The 23612-nt window shown below is 72.3% G+C and carries 20 protein-coding genes and 1 tRNA gene; 14 read left to right on the plus strand and 7 right to left on the minus strand.

Annotated elements, in window-relative coordinates; all coding sequences use genetic code 11:
* Window positions 1-92 precede the first annotated feature (92 nt).
* Window positions 93-1598, plus strand: a complete 1506-nt coding sequence (locus ACGFN2_RS17650) for a rhodanese-like domain-containing protein (protein ID WP_393361176.1) — start codon at window positions 93-95, stop codon at window positions 1596-1598.
* A gap of 322 nt (window positions 1599-1920) precedes the next feature.
* Here the strand turns inward: ACGFN2_RS17650 and ACGFN2_RS17655 are convergent, their stop codons facing one another.
* Window positions 1921-3285: an MFS transporter gene (locus tag ACGFN2_RS17655; RefSeq protein ID WP_393361179.1), complete on the minus strand. Its 1365-nt coding sequence runs from the start codon at window positions 3283-3285 to the stop codon at window positions 1921-1923.
* A gap of 295 nt (window positions 3286-3580) precedes the next feature.
* Here ACGFN2_RS17655 and ACGFN2_RS17660 point away from each other — a divergent pair, with 295 nt between their 5' ends.
* From ACGFN2_RS17660 to ACGFN2_RS17670, 3 genes are all read left to right on the plus strand, one after another.
* The gene (locus tag ACGFN2_RS17660) at window positions 3581-4114 is read left to right on the plus strand and encodes an AMP-binding protein (protein ID WP_362602602.1); all 534 of its coding nucleotides are present in this window, start codon (window positions 3581-3583) and stop codon (window positions 4112-4114) included.
* Between the two features lie 1189 nt (window positions 4115-5303).
* Window positions 5304-5873 carry a MepB family protein gene (locus ACGFN2_RS17665; RefSeq protein WP_393361182.1) on the plus strand — a complete coding sequence of 190 codons (570 nt, stop codon included), beginning with the start codon at window positions 5304-5306 and terminating at the stop codon, window positions 5871-5873.
* 139 nt (window positions 5874-6012) lie between these two features.
* Window positions 6013-6324 carry a hypothetical protein gene (locus ACGFN2_RS17670; protein WP_393361185.1) on the plus strand — a complete coding sequence of 104 codons (312 nt, stop codon included), beginning with the start codon at window positions 6013-6015 and terminating at the stop codon, window positions 6322-6324.
* 40 nt (window positions 6325-6364) lie between these two features.
* Here the strand turns inward: ACGFN2_RS17670 and mscL are convergent, their stop codons facing one another.
* The 5 genes from mscL to ACGFN2_RS17695 form a co-directional block, all read right to left on the minus strand.
* Window positions 6365-6871: a large conductance mechanosensitive channel protein MscL gene (mscL, locus tag ACGFN2_RS17675; protein ID WP_393361188.1), complete on the minus strand. Its 507-nt coding sequence runs from the start codon at window positions 6869-6871 to the stop codon at window positions 6365-6367.
* A 741-nt stretch (window positions 6872-7612) separates the two neighbouring features.
* Window positions 7613-8446 carry an S-methyl-5'-thioadenosine phosphorylase gene (locus tag ACGFN2_RS17680; RefSeq protein ID WP_362602590.1) on the minus strand — a complete coding sequence of 278 codons (834 nt, stop codon included), beginning with the start codon at window positions 8444-8446 and terminating at the stop codon, window positions 7613-7615.
* 114 nt (window positions 8447-8560) lie between these two features.
* On the minus strand, window positions 8561-8902 hold the full coding sequence (locus tag ACGFN2_RS17685) for an FmdB family zinc ribbon protein (RefSeq protein ID WP_362602587.1): 342 nt from the start codon (window positions 8900-8902) through the stop codon (window positions 8561-8563).
* A 112-nt stretch (window positions 8903-9014) separates the two neighbouring features.
* Window positions 9015-10316 carry an MFS transporter gene (locus ACGFN2_RS17690; protein WP_393361192.1) on the minus strand — a complete coding sequence of 434 codons (1302 nt, stop codon included), beginning with the start codon at window positions 10314-10316 and terminating at the stop codon, window positions 9015-9017.
* A gap of 315 nt (window positions 10317-10631) precedes the next feature.
* Window positions 10632-12149: a potassium/proton antiporter gene (locus ACGFN2_RS17695; protein WP_362602927.1), complete on the minus strand. Its 1518-nt coding sequence runs from the start codon at window positions 12147-12149 to the stop codon at window positions 10632-10634.
* A 185-nt stretch (window positions 12150-12334) separates the two neighbouring features.
* Between ACGFN2_RS17695 and ACGFN2_RS17700 the strand changes: the two genes are divergently transcribed.
* Window positions 12335-15058: a penicillin acylase family protein gene (locus ACGFN2_RS17700; protein WP_393361195.1), complete on the plus strand. Its 2724-nt coding sequence runs from the start codon at window positions 12335-12337 to the stop codon at window positions 15056-15058.
* A gap of 179 nt (window positions 15059-15237) precedes the next feature.
* Here the strand turns inward: ACGFN2_RS17700 and ACGFN2_RS17705 are convergent, their stop codons facing one another.
* A complete protein-coding gene (locus ACGFN2_RS17705; RefSeq protein ID WP_393361198.1) occupies window positions 15238-15870 on the minus strand; it encodes a 5-formyltetrahydrofolate cyclo-ligase in 633 nt (210 codons plus the stop codon).
* Window positions 15871-15957: 87 nt separating this feature from the next.
* Between ACGFN2_RS17705 and galU the strand changes: the two genes are divergently transcribed.
* The 9 genes from galU (at window position 15958) to ACGFN2_RS17750 (ending at window position 23611) form a co-directional block, all read left to right on the plus strand.
* Window positions 15958-16860 carry a UTP--glucose-1-phosphate uridylyltransferase GalU gene (gene galU, locus ACGFN2_RS17710; RefSeq protein ID WP_362602575.1) on the plus strand — a complete coding sequence of 301 codons (903 nt, stop codon included), beginning with the start codon at window positions 15958-15960 and terminating at the stop codon, window positions 16858-16860.
* A gap of 4 nt (window positions 16861-16864) precedes the next feature.
* The gene (gene glp, locus ACGFN2_RS17715) at window positions 16865-18181 is read left to right on the plus strand and encodes a gephyrin-like molybdotransferase Glp (protein ID WP_393361201.1); all 1317 of its coding nucleotides are present in this window, start codon (window positions 16865-16867) and stop codon (window positions 18179-18181) included.
* 60 nt (window positions 18182-18241) lie between these two features.
* Window positions 18242-18724 carry a cyclic pyranopterin monophosphate synthase MoaC gene (gene moaC, locus ACGFN2_RS17720; protein WP_362602569.1) on the plus strand — a complete coding sequence of 161 codons (483 nt, stop codon included), beginning with the start codon at window positions 18242-18244 and terminating at the stop codon, window positions 18722-18724.
* Window positions 18721-19224, plus strand: coding sequence for a MogA/MoaB family molybdenum cofactor biosynthesis protein (locus ACGFN2_RS17725; protein ID WP_362602566.1), 504 nt, complete (start codon window positions 18721-18723; stop codon window positions 19222-19224). Before moaC ends, ACGFN2_RS17725 begins: the two co-directional genes overlap by 4 nt.
* The gene (locus ACGFN2_RS17730; RefSeq protein ID WP_362602925.1) at window positions 19221-19859 is read left to right on the plus strand and encodes a GNAT family protein; all 639 of its coding nucleotides are present in this window, start codon (window positions 19221-19223) and stop codon (window positions 19857-19859) included. The genes ACGFN2_RS17725 and ACGFN2_RS17730 overlap by 4 nt, the downstream gene beginning before the upstream one ends.
* Window positions 19860-20010: 151 nt before the next feature.
* Window positions 20011-21054 carry a hypothetical protein gene (locus ACGFN2_RS17735; protein ID WP_393361206.1) on the plus strand — a complete coding sequence of 348 codons (1044 nt, stop codon included), beginning with the start codon at window positions 20011-20013 and terminating at the stop codon, window positions 21052-21054.
* A gap of 75 nt (window positions 21055-21129) precedes the next feature.
* Window positions 21130-21202, plus strand: a tRNA-Ala gene (locus tag ACGFN2_RS17740).
* A 508-nt stretch (window positions 21203-21710) separates the two neighbouring features.
* Complete coding sequence (locus ACGFN2_RS17745; protein ID WP_393361209.1) at window positions 21711-23333, plus strand: acyl-CoA carboxylase subunit beta; 1623 nt, start codon at window positions 21711-21713, stop codon at window positions 23331-23333.
* Complete coding sequence (locus ACGFN2_RS17750) at window positions 23330-23611, plus strand: hypothetical protein (protein ID WP_393361212.1); 282 nt, start codon at window positions 23330-23332, stop codon at window positions 23609-23611. The genes ACGFN2_RS17745 and ACGFN2_RS17750 overlap by 4 nt, the downstream gene beginning before the upstream one ends.
* The last annotated feature ends 1 nt before the right edge of the window (window position 23612 follow it).

Raw genomic sequence — 23612 nt, forward strand, 5'->3', positions numbered from 1 at the left:
ATGTACGTACATCCGTGCATCCGCACAACGCACCCTGCCCGAACGGGCCCCGGCCGCCGCGCACGGGCCCCGCGCACCCCTGGAGGCCGACCGTGCACTTCGCGCAGTACTACCTCGACTGCCTCTCCCAGGCGTCGTATCTGATCGGCGACGAGACGACCGGACGCGCCGTCCTCGTCGACCCGCGCCGCGACATCGACGACTACCTGCACGACGCGGAAGCCGCCGGCCTGCGGATCGAACTCGTCATCGAGACGCACGTACACGCCGACTTCCTCTCCGGGCACCTCGAACTCGCGCGGGCCACCGGCGCCACCGTCGCCTTCGGGGAGGCCGCCGAAACCGGCTTCCCCATACGGCGGTTACGAGACGGCGAGCGCCTCTCGCTCGGGGCGGACGACGGCCAGGGAGTCACCCTCACCGTTCTCGCCACCCCCGGGCACACCCTCGAATCCATCTGCCTGGTCCTGCACGAACACCCGGAGGACGACGTACCGTTCGGCGTGCTCACGGGCGACACCCTCTTCGTCGGCGACGTCGGCCGCCCGGACCTGCTCTCCGCCGCCGGGCACACCCCACAGGACATGGCCGCCCGTCTGCACCGCTCCCTGCACACCAAACTCCTGACCCTCCCGGACGCGACCCGGGTCTTCCCCGCACACGGCGCCGGCTCCGCCTGCGGGCGCAACCTCTCCAGCGAGACCAGCTCCACCATCGGCGACCAGCGCCGCCTCAACTACGCCCTCCAGCCCATGCCGGAAGCCGACTTCGTCCGCCTGGTCACCGCGGGCCAGCCCACCACCCCCGGCTACTTCGCCCACGACGCGGCCCTCAATCGCGACGGTCACCCCCTCCTGGAGCCCGGCCCGCCGCCCGCCCTCACCCTCGACGAGGCCCTCGCCGCCCGCGACCAGGGTGCCGCCCTCCTCGACTGCCGCCCACTGGCCGCCTACACCCGCGCACATCTGGCGGGCTCACTCCACACGAGCCTGGACACCCGCTTCGCCGAGTACGCCGGCAGCGTGGTCGCCCCCGGCACCCCCATCGTGCTGCTCGCCACCCCCGGCACCGAACAGGAGGCCCGCCTCCGCCTCGCCCGCATCGGCTACGACCACGTCCTCGGCCATCTCCCCGACCCGGCCGCCGTACTGGACCGCAGGCCCGAACTCAGCCGCAGCAGCCGACGCATCCGCCAGGAGGAACTGGCGGCGCACGGCTGCAGGGTGGCACAGGGGGAGCCGACGGCGGGGGGCTCGGCGGAGGGGGGCCAGAGCGGCGCCCCGGCGGCCGATGCCGAATCGGCGGATGCCAGGCCCGTCGGCACCGAACCCGTCGATGCCGAACCCGTCGGCGTCCAGCTGATCGACGTCCGTAATCCGGCCGAATACGAGGACGGCGCCCTCCCCGGCGCCCGCAATGTCCCCCTGGCCGGCCTCTCCGACCGCCTCACCGAACTGGACCCGGCCCGCCCGGTGATCCTGTACTGCCGCAGCGGCAACCGCTCGGTGATCGCGGCAGCCCTGCTGGAGGCCCACGGCTTCACGGAGGTCTGCGACGTGATCGGGGGGTACGACGCGGCGGGTGCGGGTGCGGGGTAGGCGCGCGGGCTGCGGGGCTGCGGGGCTGCGGGGCTGCGGGGCTGCGGGGCTTCGGGGCTTCGGGTGCGGCGCCTGGCGCGCGGGGTGCGGGGCACGCCACGCGCGTGACGGCCTCATGCAGATGAGTGCCTGACATGCGCGATTGCCTTATCCCCGCCGTTCGCCCTGGGTTGGCCTTCTGACCAGGGGAGGGGGCCGGGGCAGGGGCCGGGGCAGAAGCCCGCCGGGGCGGGCCTGCCCGGGGCGCTTCGGCACAAGCTGCCGTAAGCGACCAAGCCAGGCCCCAAGCCCGCCCCCAGTCCCGCCAGCGCCCCCCGCCCCCCTACCCGCCCCACCACGACCCCAGCCCCCGCCCAACCAGCAGCGCAGGTACGGAAGGCAACACAAGTGCCCCAGCAACGGCCAGGCAGACAAGGGCGGGGAGGAGCAGAGACGGGCCGCCGCCGTCCCCCGTCGCCCCGGCACCGGTGAGGGTGAGTCCGGCCCCCGCCGTGATCGTCAGCACGGCCTTGGTCACGCCGGACGCCTCGCCCGCCCGCTCGCGGCGCACCACCGCCTGCGTGCCGGTGAGGGCCAGCCCGCCGGCCACCCCGAGCGCGACCGCGGCCGCCGTCGACGCGAGCAGCAGGGCGGGCGCGCCCGTACCGCGTGTGGCGGCCACCAGCGCGGCCCCCGCGACGGCGAGGCAGAGCGCCATCACCGGCACCGCCGCCGCCGGACGCACCCGCCCGGCCAGCGGACCACCCACGGCCAGCGCGCCCGCCGGAACAACGAAGAACACCCCAGCGTCCCGCACCGACCACCCCTCACCCTGCTGAAGCGTCCACGGGACCACGTACAACAGCGCCACGGTCGCGGAGTTGGCGACCGTACCGGCCACGGTCAGTGCCACGTACGGGCGATTGCGGAACAGGGCGAGGTCCACCAACGGGGCGGGCGCGCGCCGCTCGGCCCGCACGAACAGCGCGCCCAGCAGCACCGCGCCGACCGCCCAGCCCCAAGCCGCGAGGTGCTCCAGCCAGCGGGCCAGACAGGCCGGCACACCCGTCGCGGTGAGCGCGCCGACGATGTCGAGGGACCTCCCGGCAACCGGATCGCGGGACTCCGCCGCCCGGCGGGCACACACCAGCGCGGCCACGGCCAGCGGCACCGTCAGCCAGAAGACAGCCCGCCAGGACACCGACCGGGCCAGCACACCACCGAGGAACGGGCCGCACACGGTGGCCAGTCCGGCCAGCCCCAGCGCACGGCCCATCGCCCGGCGCCCGCGCCCCGGCGGACAGGCGCGAGTCAGCAGCGCCAGCCCCGCGGGCATGATCAGGGCTCCTCCCACGCCCTGCACCACCCGCGCCGCCACCAGCAGCGGCAGCGACGGCGCGAGCGCACACAGCACGGCCGCGACACCGAAGAGCGCCAGCCCGCCCGTCAGCACCAGGCGCCGCCCGTACAGGTCGCCGAGACGCCCGGCGAGCGGCATCAGCGACCCCGCGGTAAGGAGATAGCCACTGACGACCCAGGGGGTACCCGTCGCGGAACCGTGCAGCGCGTCGCGGAGGACGGGCAGCGCCAAGTTCAGTGCGAAGGAGTCCAGTTGCACGCAGAACGCGCCGGTGGCGACGGCGGCCAGCGCCCAACGGGCCTGCGGCTCCAGGTAGGTGTGTGGTTCGGGTTCCGGCATGACGGGCATCGGGCCGCCTCTCACGGGTCCGCCTCTCGCGCCTGCGGAGGAAAACGGAAAAAGGGAGGGGAGAGGGGGATGGAGTGCACCGGAAAGGGGCAGGAACCCGGAGCGGGTTGCGCACGGGCCGGGGAGGCCCGGAGCGACGAGCCGGGCGGCCGGGGCGGCAGCCAGTGCGGTGACCGCGAGGACCGGGAGCGATCTGCTGCCGCGTGGGTGCGGGAAGGGGCGGCGCGGCCCCGTACAACGGACGTTCAGCGAACGTTGATCGGTGATCTCCATGCTGAACCGCATGTTGCGCCGTGTGACTTCAGAGCATGCAGATGACGCCCGGGAAGTGCAAGAACCGGAGGCGTCACGGATCGCCCTCACCTGGAGTGGGGAGCCCGGACGCCAGGAGGAGCTGACGCACGGCATGCTCCTCGACCAGGCCGAACGCGCCGCCGCCGTACTCCGCCGGCTCGGCGTGCGGGCCGGTGACCGGGTCGCGGTGCATCTGCCGCTGGTGCCCGAGTCGGTCATCGCCACGCTCGCCTGCGGCCGGCTGGACGCGATACGCACCACGCTGCCTGTCTCGCTGACCGTGCCCGAACTGGTCGCGCGGACCCGCGAGTCCTCGGCCCGGGTGCTGATCACGGCCGATGCGGCGTTCTGGGACGGCGCCGTACGGCCCGTGAAGGCACTGCTCGACCACGCCCTGGCGCGGGGCAGCGCCTCGGGCCCTGCGGTGGACCGCACCGTCCTGGTCGTGAACCGCTGCTCGCGCCCGGTCTCCTGGAAGCCCGGACGCGACCAGTGGTGGCACGAGGCCCTGGGCGTACCGTCCGCCGGCCACTGACACCTCACCGGCCGCGAGCGGGCGGCCTCCGTCGCCGACGTAATGCGGCCCCTCCGGTGCGATGCGGCCCTCCGGTGCGATGCGGCCCTTCGGGGAATCGCCACGGCTGGGCGAGGCGCCCGCACACGCTCGTCGTGGGCAAGGCGTGAGCAGAACGGTTCAGCCGTGAGGGGAACGGTTCAGGGGGTGCGGCTCCTCGGCCCTTCCGCGGGGGAGCGGAGGAGCGGGGCACCGAGGGGGAGCACGGCGCGAGCGGGGGCGGCGCGTCGTGAACGCCGCGGGCGGCGCGAACGGGCACGGCGCTTCAGGCGGGCCGGGGCGCGGGGCGAGGTGCTTCGGGGAGCGCGCGGCGTGGGGGCGGGCGCTTCGGAGCGCGGCGCCTGGGCCCAGGGGAGGGGCAGGCAAGTACGGCCGTTCCGGGGAGCGCCGGCGAGCGCCGCGAGTACCTCGCCGTACGCCGCGAGTACCTCGCCGTACGCCGCGAGTACCTCGCCGTACGCCGCGAGTACCTCGCCGTACGCCGCGAGTGCGCCGCGATGCACAGCCACCCACAACCACCCACGGCCTCACCCACTCAGGCCACCAGAAACGGGCCATGCGCCTCACCCGCCCCTAGCGTGGAGCACGGCACAGCCCTCAGACGCCCCACCCGCCTCGGGCCGCGGCTCCGAAGGCAACCGGGCGCCGCCCCAGCGGAAAGGTCGCTGCCCCATGGCTCGTCATGAGTACGCACACCCCCGCCACCCCCTGCCCGGCAGCGACCGCAGTCGGCCTCTCAGGCGTCGCGGCTCACAGGGCCCGCCAACCAGGCCCCATGACGGTCATCGCCCGCACCCCATACCCACCCACGACAAGGGCCGCTAGGACAGAGGCCGTTCATATCCCACCCGGATCACACCGGACACCTGACGCGCCTCCTGCCCTCCCCCCCGGGCCCTCCCCCCCGCCCTCCTCCCCCGGCCCTCCGCACCCCGCTCCCTTCCTCCGCCCCCGGCTCCCCTCGCTCCCGCCGCCACCCAGGGCCCTCCGCCCCAGCGCCTCCGCCCCAGCGCCCACGCCCCCCCCGCGCCCACGCCCCCCGCTCCCGCCGCCACCCCAGCGCCCACATCACCCCGCGCCTACGCCCCCCGCCCTGCCCCCCCGATATCCCCCCGCCAGGTCCGGCGGCCCGCAATGACACGATGGGGGAATGGCGACAAAGCCCGAAGAATCCTCCGAGTGCCGGCCGACAGTTCCCGGGGCGTGGCCGGAGGGCGCACCCCTGCATGCCGAGCTTCTTGCGGCGAAGAGCCTGGTTTACGACCCCTGCGGGTTCACCTGCTCGCAGCCGGTCCGGGAAGCGGAGAGCGCGGAGTACGCGGCGCATGAATTCACGCTCGACGGCTCCGCCGTCAGGTATCGGGTCGCCAAGACCACCCCGACGAAGGCAGGGCAGTTCGTCACGGTGTGGAAGCGGAGCCCCGGCGGGCCGATTCAGCCCTTCGATTCCGGAGATCCAGTGGATCTCTTCGTCATCAGCAGCCGCGCGGACCAGAACTTCGGACACTTCGTCTTTCCGCGTGAGGTGCTCTGCGAACGGGGCATCGTCTCCCGGAACGGCTCCGGCGGAAAGCGTGCCTTTCGCGTCTATCCGCCATGGGTGGAGACCGCCAATCGGCAGGCCCGTACCGCGCAGGCGTGGCAGGTGAACCACTTTCTGCCGATTCCCGAGGACGGGTCTCTCGACTCGGCCCGCGCACAGGCCCTCTATCACCCGTGACCGGCCGCCCGGGCCACCACGAGGGAACGCGCGCCCCCGCCCGGGGCTCGCCCTCGTGCCGCCCGGCACCACCGCCGAAGAGGCGCCGTGGGCCCACGCCGGGCCGGGACCGCTCCCGGCCCGCCCGTACCCTGGAGTCGTGAGCACCACCCCCGACCCCGCAGCGGCCGCCGAGCAGCCCGAGTCGGCCCCCGAGCCCGCGCGGGCCCCCGCGCCCCAGGACGCCGCCGAAACCGACGCCGACGCCGCCCCCACCCCCGAGCAGCCTCCCGCCTCCCCCGCCGCACGCCCGGCGGCCTCCAAGGCTGCGGCCCGGCTGGTCTTCGACGATCCGTTGAGTCGGCAGTCCTCCGATGACACCGACCGCGGCTGGGGCGAGCGCCCGGCCGGGGGCGACAGTGCCGCCGACCTCGCCCGCTTCCTCGACGAAAAGCCGCCCCACCACCTCTGAGTGAGGCGACGGGGCGGCTTCTGCCGGCCGTGGGCGCCTGCTACTCGTGGGTCTTCTGTGTGCCGATGGTGCCCGAAGCGGAGGAGGGCGCGGACGGCGAGCCGGTGCGCTGGGCGAGCAGGGCGTCCCGGATCTCGATGAGCAGCTGGATCTCGGTCGGGTCCGCGGTGGCCGCCTCGGCCTGCTGCTTGGCCGCCTGGCGTTCCTTCCACTTGTTGATCGGAAGGATCATGAGGAAGTAGACGACCGCGGCGGTGATCAGGAACGTCAGGGCGGCGCTGAGCACCGAGCCCCAGAGGATGTAGATCCCGTCGGCGAAGGCGCCCGTCTTGGGGTCCTTGGCGCAGGTGGCGGTCAGGCAGGACTGGTAGTGATCGAGGTTCTGTGAACCGAGCGCGCCCACGATGGGGTTGATGATGCCCTTCACCACCGCGTTGACGATGTTGGTGAAGGCGGCACCGACGACGACCGCGACCGCGAGTTCGATGACGTTGCCGCGCATCAGGAATTCCTTGAATCCCTGGATGACGCCCTTGCTCTCGCTCACCTGACAGCCTCTTTCCCTGCTCACTGCGGACGGTGCACACACACTCAGCACCGCAACTTACGGCAGGGCGGGGCGGGGATGTCCAGTCGTGTGACACGAGCCATCGGGCGACCGGTGCGTCGGCGCGGAACGGAAGGTTCCGGCGGAGTGGCCCGAGAACACGGGCCCGGTGGACGGATACCGCGGTACCGGTGCGGTGGGCGCGCCCCCCTTGGCGCGCGGCGGGTGCCCCGCCCTGCGCGACAGTCTCACGGGGGCCGGGAACGGAGGCCACTTGATCTTGGAGCATGGTCACCGCCCTCCCGGCGCCGCCGACGACGGGCAGCCGGGCGCGGGAGCGTCTCGTACGGCCCCGTACGATGCCCCGCCGGCCAGTGCCGCGGCGGTCATCGCCAGCCCGGCCGCCAGTAAGCGCTGCCGCGCGCTCCGCCCCCATCGGTGCCTCCCGCCGCCGGCCCGCACCGGCGGGAAGTGCGGCACCTCACACGGCGGGGGAGCGGGGAGCGGCGGAGAGAGGGCATCGGGGCCGGTGAGGCTGGAGACGCCGGCGAGGGCGGGCGAAGAGGGAGCGGGCGAGGTACGGAGCATGGTGGTACCGCCTGTGAGGTGGTGAGGTCGGGTGAACCGCTGATCACCACCGTGCCGCACGGCCCCGTCCGCCCGCTCCGGGCTGTGGACGACCACGTCGCTGTGGACAACTCGGCCACCCGGGAGGGGGAGGCCGAGCGTCCCGCGGCGGCGTTACGGCAGTTCGATGCCCAGGTCCCAGCCGGCGTGGGCGCCGGTGCACAGGCAGTCGCGGGCCGCGTTGTCGGGGAGGGCGGCGACCGCGTCGAAGAGGACCTCGCGCAGCCGGCCGACGTTCTCGGCGAAGACCCGGAAGACCTCCTCGTGGGAGACGCCCTCGCCGGTCTCGGTGCCCGCGTCCAGGTCGGTGACGAGGGACAACGAGGTGTAGCAGAGGCCCAGTTCGCGGGCCAGGACCGCCTCGGGGTGGCCGGTCATGCCGACCACCGACCAGCCCTGGGCGGCGTGCCAGCGCGATTCGGCGCGGGTCGAGAAGCGGGGGCCCTCGATGACGACGAGGGTGCCGCCGTCCACCGGCTCCCAGTCCCGGCCGCGGGCCGCCGAGAGGGCGGCGCGGCGACCGGTGGGGCAGTAGGGGTCGGCGAAGGTCAGATGGACGACGTTGGGGACGCTGCCGTCGGGCAGGGGCTCGCCGTCGAAGTAGGTCTGGGTGCGGGCCTTGGTGCGGTCGACGAGCTGGTCGGGGACCAGGAGCGTGCCGGGGCCGTATTCGGGGCGCAGCCCGCCGACCGCACACGGGCCGAGGACCTGGCGCACGCCGAGTGAGCGCAGTGCCCACAGGTTGGCGCGGTAATTGATGCGGTGCGGCGGGAGATGGTGGTCGCGGCCGTGCCGGGGCAGGAACGCGACCTGGCGGCCGGCGACCTCCCCCGTGAACAGGGAGTCGCTCGGGCGCCCGTACGGGGTGTCCACTGTGATCTCGGTCACGTCGTCGAGGAACGAGTAGAAGCCCGATCCGCCGATAACGCCAATCTCCGCGTCAGCCATGCCGGTCACACTATCGGGGCGCGGCAACGGGGGAGAGTGGCTGACGGAGACGGAAGAAAACCGCAAGGCAACGGGCCCCGCCGTCGGTGACGGCGGGGCCCGGAGAAGCGCGGGTCAGGCGGCGGAGCTGCTGCCCGAGGACGAAGCGGCGGCCGGGGAGGCGGACTTGCTGTCCGAGCTGCCGGACGAGGAGCTCGACGTGTCCGAAGAGCCGGACGAGTCCGAGGAGGACGTGCCCGAGGTGCTGGAGCTCTTCGCGGGGCTGCTGCTGGACGACGAGCCGCGGCTGTCGTTGCGGTAGAAGCCGGAGCCCTTGAAGACGATGCCGACCGCGGAGAACACCTTCTTGAGGCGTCCGTTGCAGCTGGGGCACTCCGTGAGCGCGTCGTCGGTGAACTTCTGCACCGCCTCGAGGCCCTCGCCGCACTCGGTGCACTGGTACTGGTAGGTCGGCACTTGACTTCCTCCTGGCACTCTCACTCGATGAGTGCTAACGACGCTCCATATTGCAGTATTCCCGCCCGCCAGTCCACCGTGACCGGCGGACGGTGACCGACCCCACGCTCGGTCAGGCGCGCGCCAGCTCCCGTTCCCGGTCGTCGGAAACGGCCGGGACCCGGGCGTCGGCGCCCTGCGAGGCGACGGGGGAGGCCGCCGCCGGGGTGCGCGGCAGCAGGTGGGCGCGGAGCGCCAGCAGCACCACCAGGGCCAGCGCCGTACCGGCCAGCGGCACCAGGAACCCGGTGCTCGGCCCGAAGCGGTCCGCCAGCTGGCCGGCCGAGGTCGCCGCGGCCGCCTGGCCCAGCGCGACCGCGCCGGTCAGCCAGGTGAAGGCCTCGGTGCGGGCGGCGGCCGGCACCAGCGACTCCACCAGCGTGTAGCCGGTGATCAGGGCCGGGGCGATGCACAGGCCGACGACCAGGCCGACGGCGCCCAGCAGCGGCACCGCGGTGACCGCCCACAGCGGGACGGTGGCCAGCGCCAGCAGCCCGTAGGCCACCAGCAGACGGCGCCGCGGGCCCACCTTCCAGGCGAGGGCGCCGCAGACGATCCCGGCGAGCATGTTGCCGCCCGCGAAGATCCCGTAGAGCACGCCGTTGATGCCGGGCTGCCCGATGTGCTCGGTGAACGCCGTCAGCGAGACCTGCATACCGCCGAAGACCGAGCCGATGCCCAGGAAGGCCACGATCAGCACGCGGACACCGGGGACCGACAGCGCCGAGACGCGCGCCGGTTCGCCGGTCCGCGCCCGGTGCACGGCCGGCTGGCTGCGCCGCTGCGCGGCGAACAGCAGCCCGCCGGCCAGCGTCAGCGCGGCCTCGGCGACCAGCCCGGCCGCCGGGTGGACCCCGGTGCACAGCGCGGTCGCCAGCACCGGGCCGACCACGAAGGTGAACTCGTCCGTCACCGACTCGAAGGCGGCGGCCGTCGGCATCAGCGGGCTGCCGCCCAGCCGGGCCGCCCAGCGGGCCCGCACCATCGGGCCGACCTGCGGAGTCGAGGCGCCCGTGGGGACCGCCACCGCCAGCAGCGTCCACAGGGGGGCGTGGGCGAGGGCCAGGGTGATCAGCGCCGCGACGCCGGCGACATGCGCCAGGACGCCGGGGATCAGCACCGCGCGCTGCCCGAAGCGGTCGGCGAGCTTGCCGCTCTGCGGGGCGAACAGGGCCATCGATACACCGGTGGTGGCGGACACCGCGCCCGCGGTGCCGTACGAGCCGGTGGTGGACTGGACGAGCAGCACGATGCCGATCGTCAGCATGGCGAAGGGCTGCCGGGCCAGAAAGCCGGGCAGCAGGAATGTCCATGCACCAGGGGTGCGGAGGAGTGGTCCGTATCCGGTACGGGTGTCCTTGACCGCGGATGCCACGGCCGGGCCTTTCTGCCGCCTGGTAGCGCCACCCGCGAGGTCCTCACGGGTACGCGCCGAGAGCTGTCCTCTCGCGCAGGACCGAGTGATACCGCGTGGTCCGCACCAAAGAGGTGGCTGCATGGGGCAGGGGGACCGCGGCCGCCGAGCGGTCGCGCCAGCTCTGCATCAGGCAGAGTTGGTTCGTCGATGTGCCTCTTCATGCTACAGGCCGCAGCGCGTGAAGCCCTGGGATAGGCCAGGGCTTCACACGGAATTCCTTGGTATCCGTGGAGAGATGCGGCACATTTCCGTATCTCCCGCTGCGGCGCGGGGTCAGTGGCGGCTGTGGCCCCGCCCCGAGGGGCCGCCGGTCCCCAGCCAGCCGGCCAGCTTGCCGCCCTGGGAGACCGCCTGCAGCCGCCGCTCCGCCGCGTCGCGCACCGGATCGGTCGCGACCACCAGCAGCTCGTCGCCGCGCCGCAGCACCGTCGACGGCGAGGGCACGAAGCTGGAGCCGTCCCGGACGATGAGGGTGACGGCCGCGCCCGCGGGCATCCGCAGCTCCCCGACCTCGACGCCGTGCATACGGGACGCCGGGCCGATCGAGGTGGACAGCAGATGGCCGCGCAGCCGCTCCAGGGGCGCCGACTCGATGCCCAGGTCGGCGGCCTCCTTGCCGTCGCCCAGCCGCAGCCGCCGGGCCAGCCAGGGCAGGGTCGGCCCCTGGACCAGGGTGTAGACCACGACCAGCACGAAGACGATGTTGAAGACCCGCTCGCTGCCCGGCACGTCGCCCACCATCGGGATGGTGGCCAGCACAATCGGCACCGCACCGCGCAGTCCGGCCCACGACAGCAGGGCCTTCTCCTGCCAGGGCACCCGGAACGGCAGCAGCGCCACGAACACGGACGTCGGCCGGGCCACCAGCGTCAGGATCATGCCGATCACCAGCGCCGGGACGATGTCGTCGATCAGGTTGTGCGGGGTCACCAGCAGGCCCAGCAGGACGAACATGCCGATCTGGCCGAGCCAGCCCAGGCCCTCGGCGAAGCCGCGGGTGGCCGGGGCGTGCGGCAGTTTGGCGTTGCCGAGGATCACCGCGGCCAGATAGACGGCGAGGAAGCCGGAGCCGTGGGCCAGGGCGCCGGCCGCGTAGGCGGAGACCGCGATGGCCATGACGGCGATCGGGTACAGGCCGGACGCGGGCAGCGCCACGTGCCGCATGCCGTACGCGCCGAGCCAGCCGATGGCCAGGCCGATGGCGGCGCCGATCGCCAGCTCCAGAGCGATCTCGCCGAGCAGCGCGTACCAGTGCTCGACCGGTCCCGCGGTGGAGAAGGCGACCACGAGGATGACCACGGGGGCGTCGTTGAAGCCGGATTCGGCTTCCAGTACGCCGGTCAGGCGGGCCGGCAGCGGCACACTCCGCAGCACGGAGAAGACGGCCGCGGCGTCCGTGGAGGAGACCACGGCGCCGATCAGCAGCGCCTGGCGCCAGTCGAGTCCGGCCAGGTAGTGCGCTCCGGCCGCGGTGACCCCCACGCTCACCGCGACCCCGACCGTCGACAGCACCGCCGCCCGGGGCAGCGCCGGCTTGATCTCTTTCCACTTGGTGCCCAGGCCGCCCTCGGCGAGGATCACGACCAGCGCGGCATAGCCGAGGAGTTGGGTCAGCTCGGCGTTGTCGAAGATGACGCCGCCCGGACCGTCCTGTCCTATGGCGACGCCTATCCCCAGGTAGATGAGCAGGCTGGGGAGCCCGCTGCGCGAGGAGAGCCGTACCGCGGCGACCGCAATGAGCAGTACGAGCGAGCAGATCAGCAGGAGTTCGTTGAGGTGGTCGACAGTCAGGAGCTGATCCTTCCTCGCACGGGCGCCGGGGCGGGCGGCTTTCCTTACCGTATCTAGTTACTGAGGCTAACAATTTACCATTACTTGAAGGTTGGATGTGCTGGCGGTGACTCCGCGTAGGGGTCGCCGAACCCGTGCGCCTATGGTTGCTCCAGCACTCCCACCCTGCCCCTCGAAGGACAGAGATGCCCGCCAACAAGTCCGGCCCAGTCCCCAGGAAGAAGAAGGGGCGGCGCGGCCGCCTCGTCGCGATCACGGTCGTGCTGCTGCTCGTGGCGGGCATCGGCTTCGGCGCGTTCTGGGGAGTCAGTACCGTCCGCGCGTCGTTCCCGCAGACCACCGGCTCACTCAAACTCCCGGGGCTGACCAACCCGGTGGACGTCACCCGCGACGCCCACGGCATTCCGCAGATCTACGCCGACACCGACGAAGACCTCTTCCGCGCCCAGGGGTACGTCCAGGCCCAGGACCGCTTCTGGGAGATGGACGTACGGCGCCACATGACCTCCGGCCGGCTCTCGGAGATGTTCGGCAAGAGCGAGGTCAAGACCGACTCCTTCCTGCGTACCCTCGGCTGGCACGAGGTGGCGCAGAAGGAGTACGACACCAAGCTGTCGCCCAGCACCAAGAAGTACCTCCAGTCCTACTCCGCGGGCGTCAACGCCTACCTCAAGGACCACAAGGGCTCCGCGGTGTCCCTGGAGTACGCGGCGCTGGACTTCGAGAACGACTACAAGCCCGAGAAGTGGACCCCGGTCGACTCGGTGGCCTGGCTCAAGGCGATGGCCTGGGACCTGCGCGGCAACATGCAGGAGGAGATCGACCGGTCCCTGATGACCAGCCGCTTCACCCCCGCGCAGATCGCCCAGCTCTACCCCGCATACCCGTACAAGCGGAACAAGCCGATCGTCGAGGGCGGCGCGGTCGACCCCTCCTCCAAGGAGTTCAAGCCCAGCGGTTCGGCGAACGCCGCCCCGGCCGGTCCCGGCGGGGCCGCCGCGGGCCTCCAGGCGCAGCTGTCCTCGCTGTCCAAGACGCTGGACAAGGTCCCGGCACTGCTCGGCCCCAACGGCAACGGCATCGGCTCCAACTCCTGGGTGGTCTCCGGCGCCCACACCACCACCGGCAAGCCGCTGCTCGCCAACGACCCGCACCTGGCACCGCAGATGCCCTCGCTCTGGTACCAGATGGGCCTGCACTGCCGCACCACCGGACCCAAGTGCAACTACGACGTCTCCGGCTTCACGTTCTCCGGTATGCCCGGGGTCGTCATCGGCCACAACCAGGACATCTCCTGGGGCATGACCAACCTCGGCGCGGACGTCACCGACCTGTATCTGGAGAAGGTCGGCGCCGACGGCTACTTCTACGACAACAAGCAGCGGCCCTTCATAACCCGCAGGGAGACCATCAAGGTCGCCGGCGGTGAGAGCCGCGACATCACCGTCCGGTCCACCAGGAACGGGCCGATCGTCTCCGACCGCGACGACGGACTGGCCGGCGTCGGCAAGTCCGCCCCCGTCGGCAACGCCGCCCCGGACCGCGGCGACGGCTACGCCGTATCGCTGCGCTGGACCGCGCTGAACCCCGGCAGGTCCATGGACGCCGTCTTCGAACTCAACCGCGCCAAGGACTGGAACGGCTTCCGCAAGGCCGCCGCGCACTTCGAGGTCCCGTCCCAGAACCTGGTCTACGCCGACACCAAGGGCAACATCGGCTACCAGGCGCCGGGCCGCATCCCGGTCCGCGGCAAGGGGGACGGCCAGTTCGACGGCACCTACCCGGCGCCCGGCTGGGACCCGAAGTACCAGTGGACCGGCTACATCCCGCAGCGGTCCCTGCCGTACGAGTACAACCCCCGGCGCGGCTACATCGTCACCGCCAACCAGGCCGTCACCGACGAGAAGTACCCCTACCTCCTCACCAAGGACTGGGGCTACGGCTCCCGCAGCCAGCGGATCAACGACCTGATCGAGTCGAAGATCAAGGCCGGCGACACCGTCTCCACCGACGACATGCAGACCTTCCAGATGGACAACAGCAGCGAGATCGCCCGGCTGCTGACGCCCTACCTGACGAAGATCGACATCAAGGACAAGTACGTCCGCGACGCCCAGCAGCTGCTGGAGGGCTGGGACTTCACCCAGGAGCCCGACTCCGCCGGGGCCGCCTACTTCAACGCCGTCTGGCGCAACACCCTCAAGCTCGCCTTCGGCAACAAGATGCCCAAGGAGCTGCGCCCCGACGGACAGTGCCTCACCGTCCGCCCGGCCGACGAGACCGGACCCGCCGACGAGAACGACAAGTACCTCCGCGAATGCGGCGAGCGGGCCGGCGACACCGCCCAGCCCGACGGCGGCGACCGCTGGTACGAGGTCGTCCGCGGCATCCTCGACGACCCGGACAACGACTGGTGGAAGACCGAGGACCGGCCCAACCGCCCCGGTGACAAGAACCGCGACCAGCTCCTCGCGCACGCCATGAAGGACGCGCGCTACGAGCTGACCTCCAAGCTGGGCAAGAACATCGACAACTGGAGCTGGGGACGGCTGCACCAGATGTTCCTGACGAACCAGACCCTGGGCACCGACGGACCCGGCATGCTGCAGGGCCTGTTCAACCGCGGCCCCTGGAACCTCGGCGGCGGTGAGGCCGCGGTCGACGCCACCGGCTGGAACGCCGCCGGCGGCTACAAGGTCACCTGGGTCCCGTCCATGCGGATGGTCGTCAACCTCGCCGACCTCGACAAGTCCCGCTGGATCAACCTCACCGGCGCCTCCGGGCACGCCTACGACGCGCACTACTACGACCAGACCGACAAGTGGGCCAAGGGCGACCTGCTGCCCTGGGCGTACAGCGAGCAGGCCGTCAAGGCGGCGGGCAAGGACACGCTGACGCTGTCCCCGTAGGGGCGCGCGGCGCACACGCCGCCACCTGGTGCACGCCAAGCCGTCGGGCGGGCCGGAGGATTCCGGTCCGCCCGACGGCTTTCCGGCTCCCGCGGCGGGCCGCCGGCTGCCGCCCGCCGGTCCCGCCCGGCCCCCGCGCCGTACGGGCCGGCCGGTCCGCCCGCCCGTACACGGCCGGCTCAGTCCTCCGGACGCTCCCCGGGTGCCGTGAACCGGTGCACCCCCGACGGGGTCACCGCCGCATGCACCGGCCGGTCGTGCGGCTCGGCCGGCACCTCCGCCAGCACCTCCGCGTCGTACAGCAGCACCACCAGTGACGCCCGCGCACCGGCCCGCTCCAGCCGCGCCAGCACCCGGTCGTAGGAGCCGCCGCCGCGCCCCAGCCGCAGCCCGCCGCGGTCCACCGCGAGCCCCGGCAGCAGCACCACGTCCGCCTCCGTGACGGCCTCCGGGCCCAGCCGCGGCCCGTCCGGCTCCAGCAGCCCGCGGCCCGCCCGTACGAGGCCCCCGGCGCCCTCGTAGAGCGCCCAGTCCAGATCGTTGTCCGGCAGCAGCACCGGCAGCAGCACCTGCACCCCCTCCGCCCGCAGCAGATCGAGCAGGGCGCGGGTGGAGGGCTCACCGCCTATCGAGACATACGCGGCGACCGTCGGCAGCGCCTCGGGCCGCGGGGCGACCGGCCACACCAACTCGTCCAGCTCCAGCGCGCGTCGCGCCAGCGCCTCGCCCGTCGCCGCGACGACATCCGGCGGCAACGCTCTCCTCACCTCCAGGAGATCCCGCCGCAACCTGCGCTTTCTATCGTGATTCACGCTCACTGTGTGCCCTTGCTCCCGCTCTCATGCTCTTTTCGCCAGACCCTCATCATCGTTCCGATAGGGCCGGTTATGGTGGCGCGCATGACCCCATCGCACACACGGATCAGCAAGGCTGTCATTCCCGCAGCCGGCCTCGGCACCAGGTTTCTCCCCGCCACCAAGGCCACGCCCAAGGAGATGCTCCCGGTCGTCGACAAGCCCGCCATCCAGTACGTGGTGGAGGAGGCCGCCGCCGCCGGGCTCTCCGACGTCCTGATGGTGACCGGCCGCAACAAGCGCCCCCTGGAGGACCACTTCGACCGTAATTACGAACTCGAGGAGGCGCTGCACCGCAAGGGCGACGAGTCCCGGCTCGCCAAGGTGCAGGAATCCAGCGACCTGGCGACCATGCACTACGTACGCCAGGGCGACCCCCGCGGTCTGGGTCACGCGGTGCTGTGTGCCGCACCTCACGTGGGCGACCAGCCCTTCGCGGTCCTGCTGGGCGACGACCTGATCGACCCCCGCGACCCGCTGCTGGCGCGGATGGTCGAGATACAGGAGCAGTACGGCGGCTCCGTCATCGCCCTCATGGAGGTCGACCCGGCGCAGATCCACCTCTACGGCTGCGCGGCCGCCGCCCCCACCGGCGACGACGACGTGGTGGCCGTCTCCGACCTGGTCGAGAAGCCCGACCCGGCCGAGGCCCCCAGCAACCTCGCCATCATCGGCCGCTACGTCCTCGACCCGGCCGTCTTCGAGGTGCTGCGCAAGACCGCCCCGGGCCGCGGCGGCGAGATCCAGCTCACCGACGCCCTCCAGGCGCTGGCCGCCGACCCCTCCCTGGGCGGCCCGGTCCACGGCGTGGTCTTCAAGGGCCGCCGCTATGACACCGGCGACCGCGGCGACTACCTGCGTGCCATTGTCCGACTGGCATGCGAACGTGAGGACCTGGGCCCGGACTTCCGGACCTGGCTTCGCAGTTACGTCACCGAGGAGATGTGAGACGTTGAACCACGCCACCGGCCGGACCAGCCACCAGGACCGTGTCTGGTCGGTGGCCGAGCACCTCGACGACGTCCTGGCGAAGATCGCCCCGCTGGACCCGATCGAGCTGCAACTCCTCGACGCCCAGGGCTGCGTCCTGGTCGAGGACATCGCGGTCCCCGTCGCCCTGCCGCCCTTCGACAACAGCTCCATGGACGGCTACGCGGTCCGGGCCGCCGATGTCGCGGACGCCACGGAGAGCGCACCGGCCGTCCTCACCGTCATCGGTGACGTCGCGGCCGGCAGCGGCGAACTTCCCGCCATCGGGCCCGGCCAGGCCGCCCGCATCATGACCGGCGCCCCGCTGCCGCCCGGCGCCGAGGCCGTCGTCCCCGTCGAGTGGACCGACGGCGGTACGGGCCAGGGACCGGCCGCCACGATGCGCGCCCACAGCGCCGCCCCGCAGGACGCCGGCGGCGAGGTCCGCGTCCACCGCCCGGCCGCCGCCGGCGCCCATGTCCGCACCCGCGGCAGCGACGTCACCGAAGGCGAGCAGGCGCTGTGCGCGGGCACCGTCCTCGGCCCCTCCCAGATCGGCCTGCTCGCCGCCATCGGCCGCGGCACGGTCCGGGTCCACCCCCGCCCCCGCGTCGTGGTGCTCTCGACCGGCAGCGAACTGGTCCAGCCCGGCGAGGCGTTGGGCCCCGGCCAGATCCACGACTCCAACAGCTTCCAGCTCACCGCGGCCGCCCGCGACGCCGGAGCCATCGCCTACCGCGTCGGCGCCGTCGCCGACGACGCCGAGACCCTCCGCGCCACCCTGGAGGACCAGCTCATCCGGGCCGACATCCTGGTCACCAGCGGCGGCGTCAGCGTCGGCGCCTACGACGTCGTCAAGGAGACGCTGGCCGAGCTCTCCGCCGAGGACGGCGCCGTCGAGTTCCGCCGGCTCGCCATGCAGCCCGGCAAGCCCCAGGGCTTCGGCCTCATCGGCCCCGACCGCATCCCGCTGCTCGCCCTGCCCGGCAACCCCGTCAGCGCCTACGTCTCCTTCGAGCTGTTCGTCCGCCCGGCCATCCGCGCCCTCATGGGCCTGCCCGAGGTCCACCGCCCCACCACTCCCGCCCGGTGTGCCGAGACCGTCGCCTCCTCACCCAAGGGGAAGCGCCAGTTCCTGCGCGGCTCCTACGACGCCGAGGCCGGCACGGTCACCCCGGTCGGCGGCGCCGGCTCCCACCTGATCAAAGCCATGGCACACGCCAACGCGCTGATCGTCGTCCCCGAGGACACCACCGAGGTCCCCGCGGGCGAGGAGGTGGACGTCGTCCTGCTCGGCTGATCCGCTGCCGCCGGGGGTACGGTGTCGTCCCACAGGCGGCAGTTTGGTACCGGGAGAACGATGAGCAGCGGCCAGCAACACCTCACCCATCTCGACGCGGCCGGCGCGGCGCGGATGGTGGACGTCTCCGCGAAGGACGTCACCGCCCGCACCGCCCGTGCCCGTGGCCGCGTCCTGGTGTCCTCGCAGGTCATCGAGCTGCTGAGGGGCGAGGGAGTACCCAAGGGCGATGCCCTGGCCACCGCCCGGATCGCCGGCATCATGGGCGCCAAACGCACCCCCGAGCTGATCCCGCTCTGCCACCCGCTGGCCGTCTCCGGCGTCAAGGTCGACCTCTCCGTCACCGACGACGCCGTCGAGATCACCGCCACCGTCAAGACCACCGACCGCACCGGCGTCGAGATGGAGGCCCTGACCGCCGTCTCCGTCGCCGCGCTCACCGTCGTCGACATGGTCAAGGCCGTCGACAAGGCCGCGGTGATCTCCGACATCCGCGTGGAGGAGAAGACCGGCGGCAAGTCCGGCGACTGGAGCCGGTCATGACACCCGCCCGCGCCCTGGTCGTCACCGCCTCCAACCGGGCAGCGGCCGGTGTCTACCCCGACAGGGGCGGCCCGCTGCTCGCCGAGGGCCTGGCCGCCATGGGCTTCGAGGTCGACGGCCCGCAGGTGGTGCCGGACGGCGAGCCGGTGGAAGCCGCCCTGCGCGGCGCCGTCTCCTCCGCCCGCTACGCCGTCGTCCTCACCACCGGCGGCACCGGCCTCTCACCCACCGACCGCACCCCCGAGGCCACCCGCCGGGTCCTGGACTACGAGGTCCCCGGCATCCCCGAGGCGATCCGCGCCGCCGGCCGGACGAAGGTCGCCACCGCCGCGCTCTCCCGCGGCCTGGCGGGCGTCGCCGGTACGACCCTGATCGTCAACCTCCCCGGCTCCACCGGCGGCGTCCGCGACGGCCTCGCCGTCCTCACCGAGCTGCTGCCGCACGCCGTCGACCAGATCCGCGGCGGCGACCACCCCAGACCTTCCGGGAGCCCGAGCTGAACGCGCCCTGGCCCTGGCCGGTCATCCTGACGGACGGCGATGTCACCCTCCGCCCGATAAGGGTGCGCGACCAACGGGCCTGGCGCGAGGTCAACCGCCGTAACCGCGACTGGCTGCGCCCCTGGGAAGCCACCATCCCGCCGCCCCCGCCCGGCCTCGCCCCGCCGCACCGTCCGACGTACCGTCAGATGGTCCGCCATCTCCGTGCCGAGGCACACGCCGGCCGGATGCTGCCGTTCGTCGTCGAATACCGCGGGCAGCTCGTCGGCCAGTTGACCGTCGCGGGCATCACCTGGGGCTCCATGTGCTCCGGCCATGTCGGTTACTGGGTCGACCAGGACGTGGCCGGCCGCGGGGTCATTCCGACGGCCGTGGCGCTCGCCGTCGACCACTGCTTCCGGACCGTGGGCCTGCACCGCATCGAGATCTGTATTCGCCCGGAGAACACTCCCAGCCGCCGGGTGGTCGAAAAGCTCGGGTTCCGCGACGAGGGCATCCGCCCGCGCTACCTCCACATCGACGGCGCCTGGCGCGACCACGCCGTTTTCGCACTCACCGCGGAAGAGGTGCCCGAAGGCCTGCTCAGCCGCTGGCGGCGGGGGAATCCCCGTACGCCCGGCGCAGCCCACAAATAAAATAAATGTTCGAATGTATTCGCCGGTTGACCGGATTGGCGGAGGTGCTGATCTCTACGATCACAAAAAAGTTCGAGATATCAGCCAGATCGTGCGACACACCGGCCCAATTGGCGGATGGCCCCCTGCAAACCCCTCTACCGTGTGAGTCGTGAGAAGCAGCGGCCTCATCTACGCAGTCATCGTCGGGGCCTGGGCTGCCTACTTGGTGCCGATGTGGCTCCGTAGGCAGGACGAGCTCAACGAGGCCCGTCCGACCGAGCGCTTCAGCACCGCCATCCGGCTGCTGTCCGGACGTGCGGCGATGCAGCGCCGCTACGACAAGCGGAACGGGGAGTACCCCGCCGACGATGCGGGCGACGAAGCGGACCCGGACGCTCCGGCCGACGAGGCCGCCGCCCGGGCCTTCGGCGACCCCGCTCCGGCCGAGCCGGCCGAGGCCGGCCACACCCGGGTGCAGGCCGCCCCGCCGCGCCCCTCCGCCGCCGAGCGGACCAAGCGCGCGAAGGTCCTCGCCCGCCGCCGGCGCACCACCACCCTGCTGTTCCTCGCCTTCACCATCGGCGCCGTCGTCGCCGCGGTCGGCGGTCTCCCCTTCCTCTGGGCCCCCGCCCTCCCCGCCCTCCTCCTGACCGCCTACATCATGTACCTCCGCATTCAGGAGCGGCGGCGCTTCACCTTCACCATGGACCGGCGCAAGGCGGAGGCGGCGGCCCAGCGACTGCGGGAGGGCCGACGCCGCCCTCAGCAGGCGGCCGAGCAGCCGCCCGCCGACGAGCACCCCGCCGAGGCCCACGCTGACGCCCCGGCCGACCCCGCCCCGGAACCGCCCCGCCCCGCGACCCCCGCCCACACCGCGGGCCGCCGCGCCCTGGTCGAGGAGACCGACCACGCCGAGTGGGTCGACCAGCAGCGCGAACGCGAGCGCCCGCGCCCCGCCGACGGCACCTGGGAGCCGGTCCCGGTACCCCTGCCCACCTACGTCACCGCCCCGGTCGCCCCCCGCGCCACCAGCCACGTCGACCTGGACGCCGACGACGCCTGGAGCTCCGCCCGCTCCAGCGCCGCCGCCGACCGCCCCCACCACGACCCCCAGGCGGACCGCCCCACCCACCCCGGCCGCCGCGCCCGCGGCCGCACCCCCCTCTTCGACCAGTACGAGGACGAGGACCGCCCCCGCGCGGCGAACGAGTGACAGCCCTCCGCTGACCAGCACCGGAAGCGATTTCCGAGCACCGCGATCGAGATGCTAGAGTTTCACTCGTCGCAAGGGCCTGTGGCGCAGCTGGTAGCGCACCTCGTTCGCAACGAGGGGGTCAGGGGTTCGAATCCCCTCAGGTCCACGTGATGGGCCGTTCGCGGGTTAGCCCCCGAACTGTTCACGAGATCCCGGTCAGACGGTCACCGTCTGACCGGGATCTCTGCGTTTCGGCCTCGATTAATGCGGAAGTCGGTCCATCGGCGCTCCGGGAAGCGCGGCTTCGCCGCCCGGAGTTGATCGGGGGCGGAGATGTCAGCATGCCGAGGTGACCGCAGGCACGGAGGCAGAAATCCAGTGGTCTCGCGACATGACGATCTTCAGACCTGGTCCAAGCGCGGGTCACGGATTGCGGCTTATGGCCGAGCCGGCGCGCGCGTGGACTTCCTGGGGGCGTGGTGGTTCCCCCGTCCGTCTTGGCGGAGGGCTTCCGCTCGTGAGGACGCAGTGCGCCGTGGGCGGTGCGGGTCTGCCTGATGCTCCGCGTGCAGAACTTTGCAAGGTCCCTGCAATGGCGGGCGCTCACGATGAGAGACGTCCGTCGTACGAAGGTCGTGGTTGCTCCTCCGCGACCGCTTCCGGAAGGGGCATGGGTGAGCACTGTCGAGGAAGACCTGCTGTGCCGGTCCGCCGGGCCGCACGCACTCGCTCCCCCGGAGCAGGCGCCCGGACTGCGTGCCAGGGTGGCCGAACTGACGGCGGTGCGCGAACGTGTGCTGGCCGGACCGAGCGCAAAGGCCACCGAGGCGCAGAAGAGGAAGGGAAAGCTGACGGCGCGTGAACGCCTGGAACTCCTCTTCGACAACGGCGCGTTCACCGAGACCGAAGGGTTCCGCCGGCATCGGGCCACTGGTTTCGGCCTGGAGGACAACCGGCCGTACACGGACGGTGTGATCACCGGCTGGGGCCGGGTCTGGGGCCGCGAGGTCTTCGCGTACGCCCATGACTTCCGCATCTTCGGTGGGGCCCTCGGTGAGGCGCACGCGCAGAAGATCCACAAGGTGATGGATCTGGCGGAAAAGGCCGGCGCCCCGATCGTGGGGCTGTGCGACGGTGCCGGTGCCCGTATCCAGGAGGGGGTAACGGCGCTGGCCGGGTACGGCGGTATCTTCCAGCGCAATGTCCGCAACTCCGGAGTGATTCCACAGATCAGCGTGATCATGGGGCCGTGCGCGGGCGGCGCCGCCTACAGCCCGGCGCTGACCGATTTCGTCTTCATGGTGCGCGGCACCTCGCAGATGTTCCTGACCGGCCCAGACGTGGTCCAGACGGTCACCGGTGAGCGGATCACCCAGGACGGCTTGGGCGGCGCGGATGTGCACGCGGGCCGCTCCGGTGTGGCGGGGTTCGCGTATGACGACGAGGAGAGCGCGCTGGAGGACGTGCGGCATCTGCTGTCGTACCTGCCTGCCAACAACCGTGAGCGGCCGCCCGTCGTACCGGTCGGTGACCCGGCGGAGCGGCGCACCGACGCGCTGCTCGACCTGGTGCCCGCCGACCCCCACCAGGCGTATGACATGCGCCGGGTCATCGAGGAGATCGCCGATGCCGGAGAGTTCTTCGAGGTCCACGAGGCGTGGGCGCCCAATGTGCTGTGCGCGCTGGCCCGGCTGGCCGGCCAGGTGGTCGGGATCGTGGCCAACCAGCCGCTGGCCATGGCCGGGGTGCTGGACATCCACGCCTCCGAGAAGGCCGCGCGCTTCGTCCAGTTCTGCGACGCCTTCAACATCCCGCTGGTCACCCTCATCGACGTGCCGGGCTTCCTGCCGGGTGTCGATCAGGAACACAACGGTGTGATCCGGCACGGAGCAAAGCTCCTGTACGCGTACTGCAATGCCACCGTGCCCCGGGTCTCCCTGGTCCTGCGCAAGGCTTATGGAGGCGCGTACATCGTGATGGACTCCCGGTCGATCGGGACTGATGTAGCACTGGCGTGGCCGACCAACGAGATCGCCGTGATGGGTGCCGAAGGCGCGGCCAACATCGTCTTCCGGCGCGAGATCGCTGCTTCTCCTGTCCCGGAGGCCACCCGTCGCCTCCGTATCGAGGAGTACCGGCGTGAGCTGATGCATCCCTTCTACGCTGCCGAACGCGGCCTGGTCGACGACGTGATCGACCCCGCTGAGACCCGGTCGGTGTTGATCGACGTGCTCGCCATGCTGCGCGGGAAACACGCCTCCATGCCGAGCCGCAAGCACGGGAACCAGCCCCAGTGAGCGCGCGGGCCGAGGAGGCATCCGTACGAGAACTGCTCGCGGCCGGTTCCTGGCGGATCGTCAGGGGCAACCCCACCGCGGAGGAGGTGGCGGCGCTGGTGGTGGCGCTCGGCACGGTGCTGTCCCTGAGCGCCGGAGCACAGAGCGGGACGGCAGACATCATCGTGAACGACGCGCGGCACGGTGCTCCCTGGCATGCCCCGACTCCCGCGAACGGGGCGGCAACGGCTACGTCGTGGGCCGCGGGGCCGCGGCCCGGATGGCGGATGGCGGCATGAA

Origin of the sequence: Streptomyces sp. NPDC048612, assembly GCF_043199295.1 — a bacterium.
Classification (GTDB): domain Bacteria; phylum Actinomycetota; class Actinomycetes; order Streptomycetales; family Streptomycetaceae; genus Streptomyces.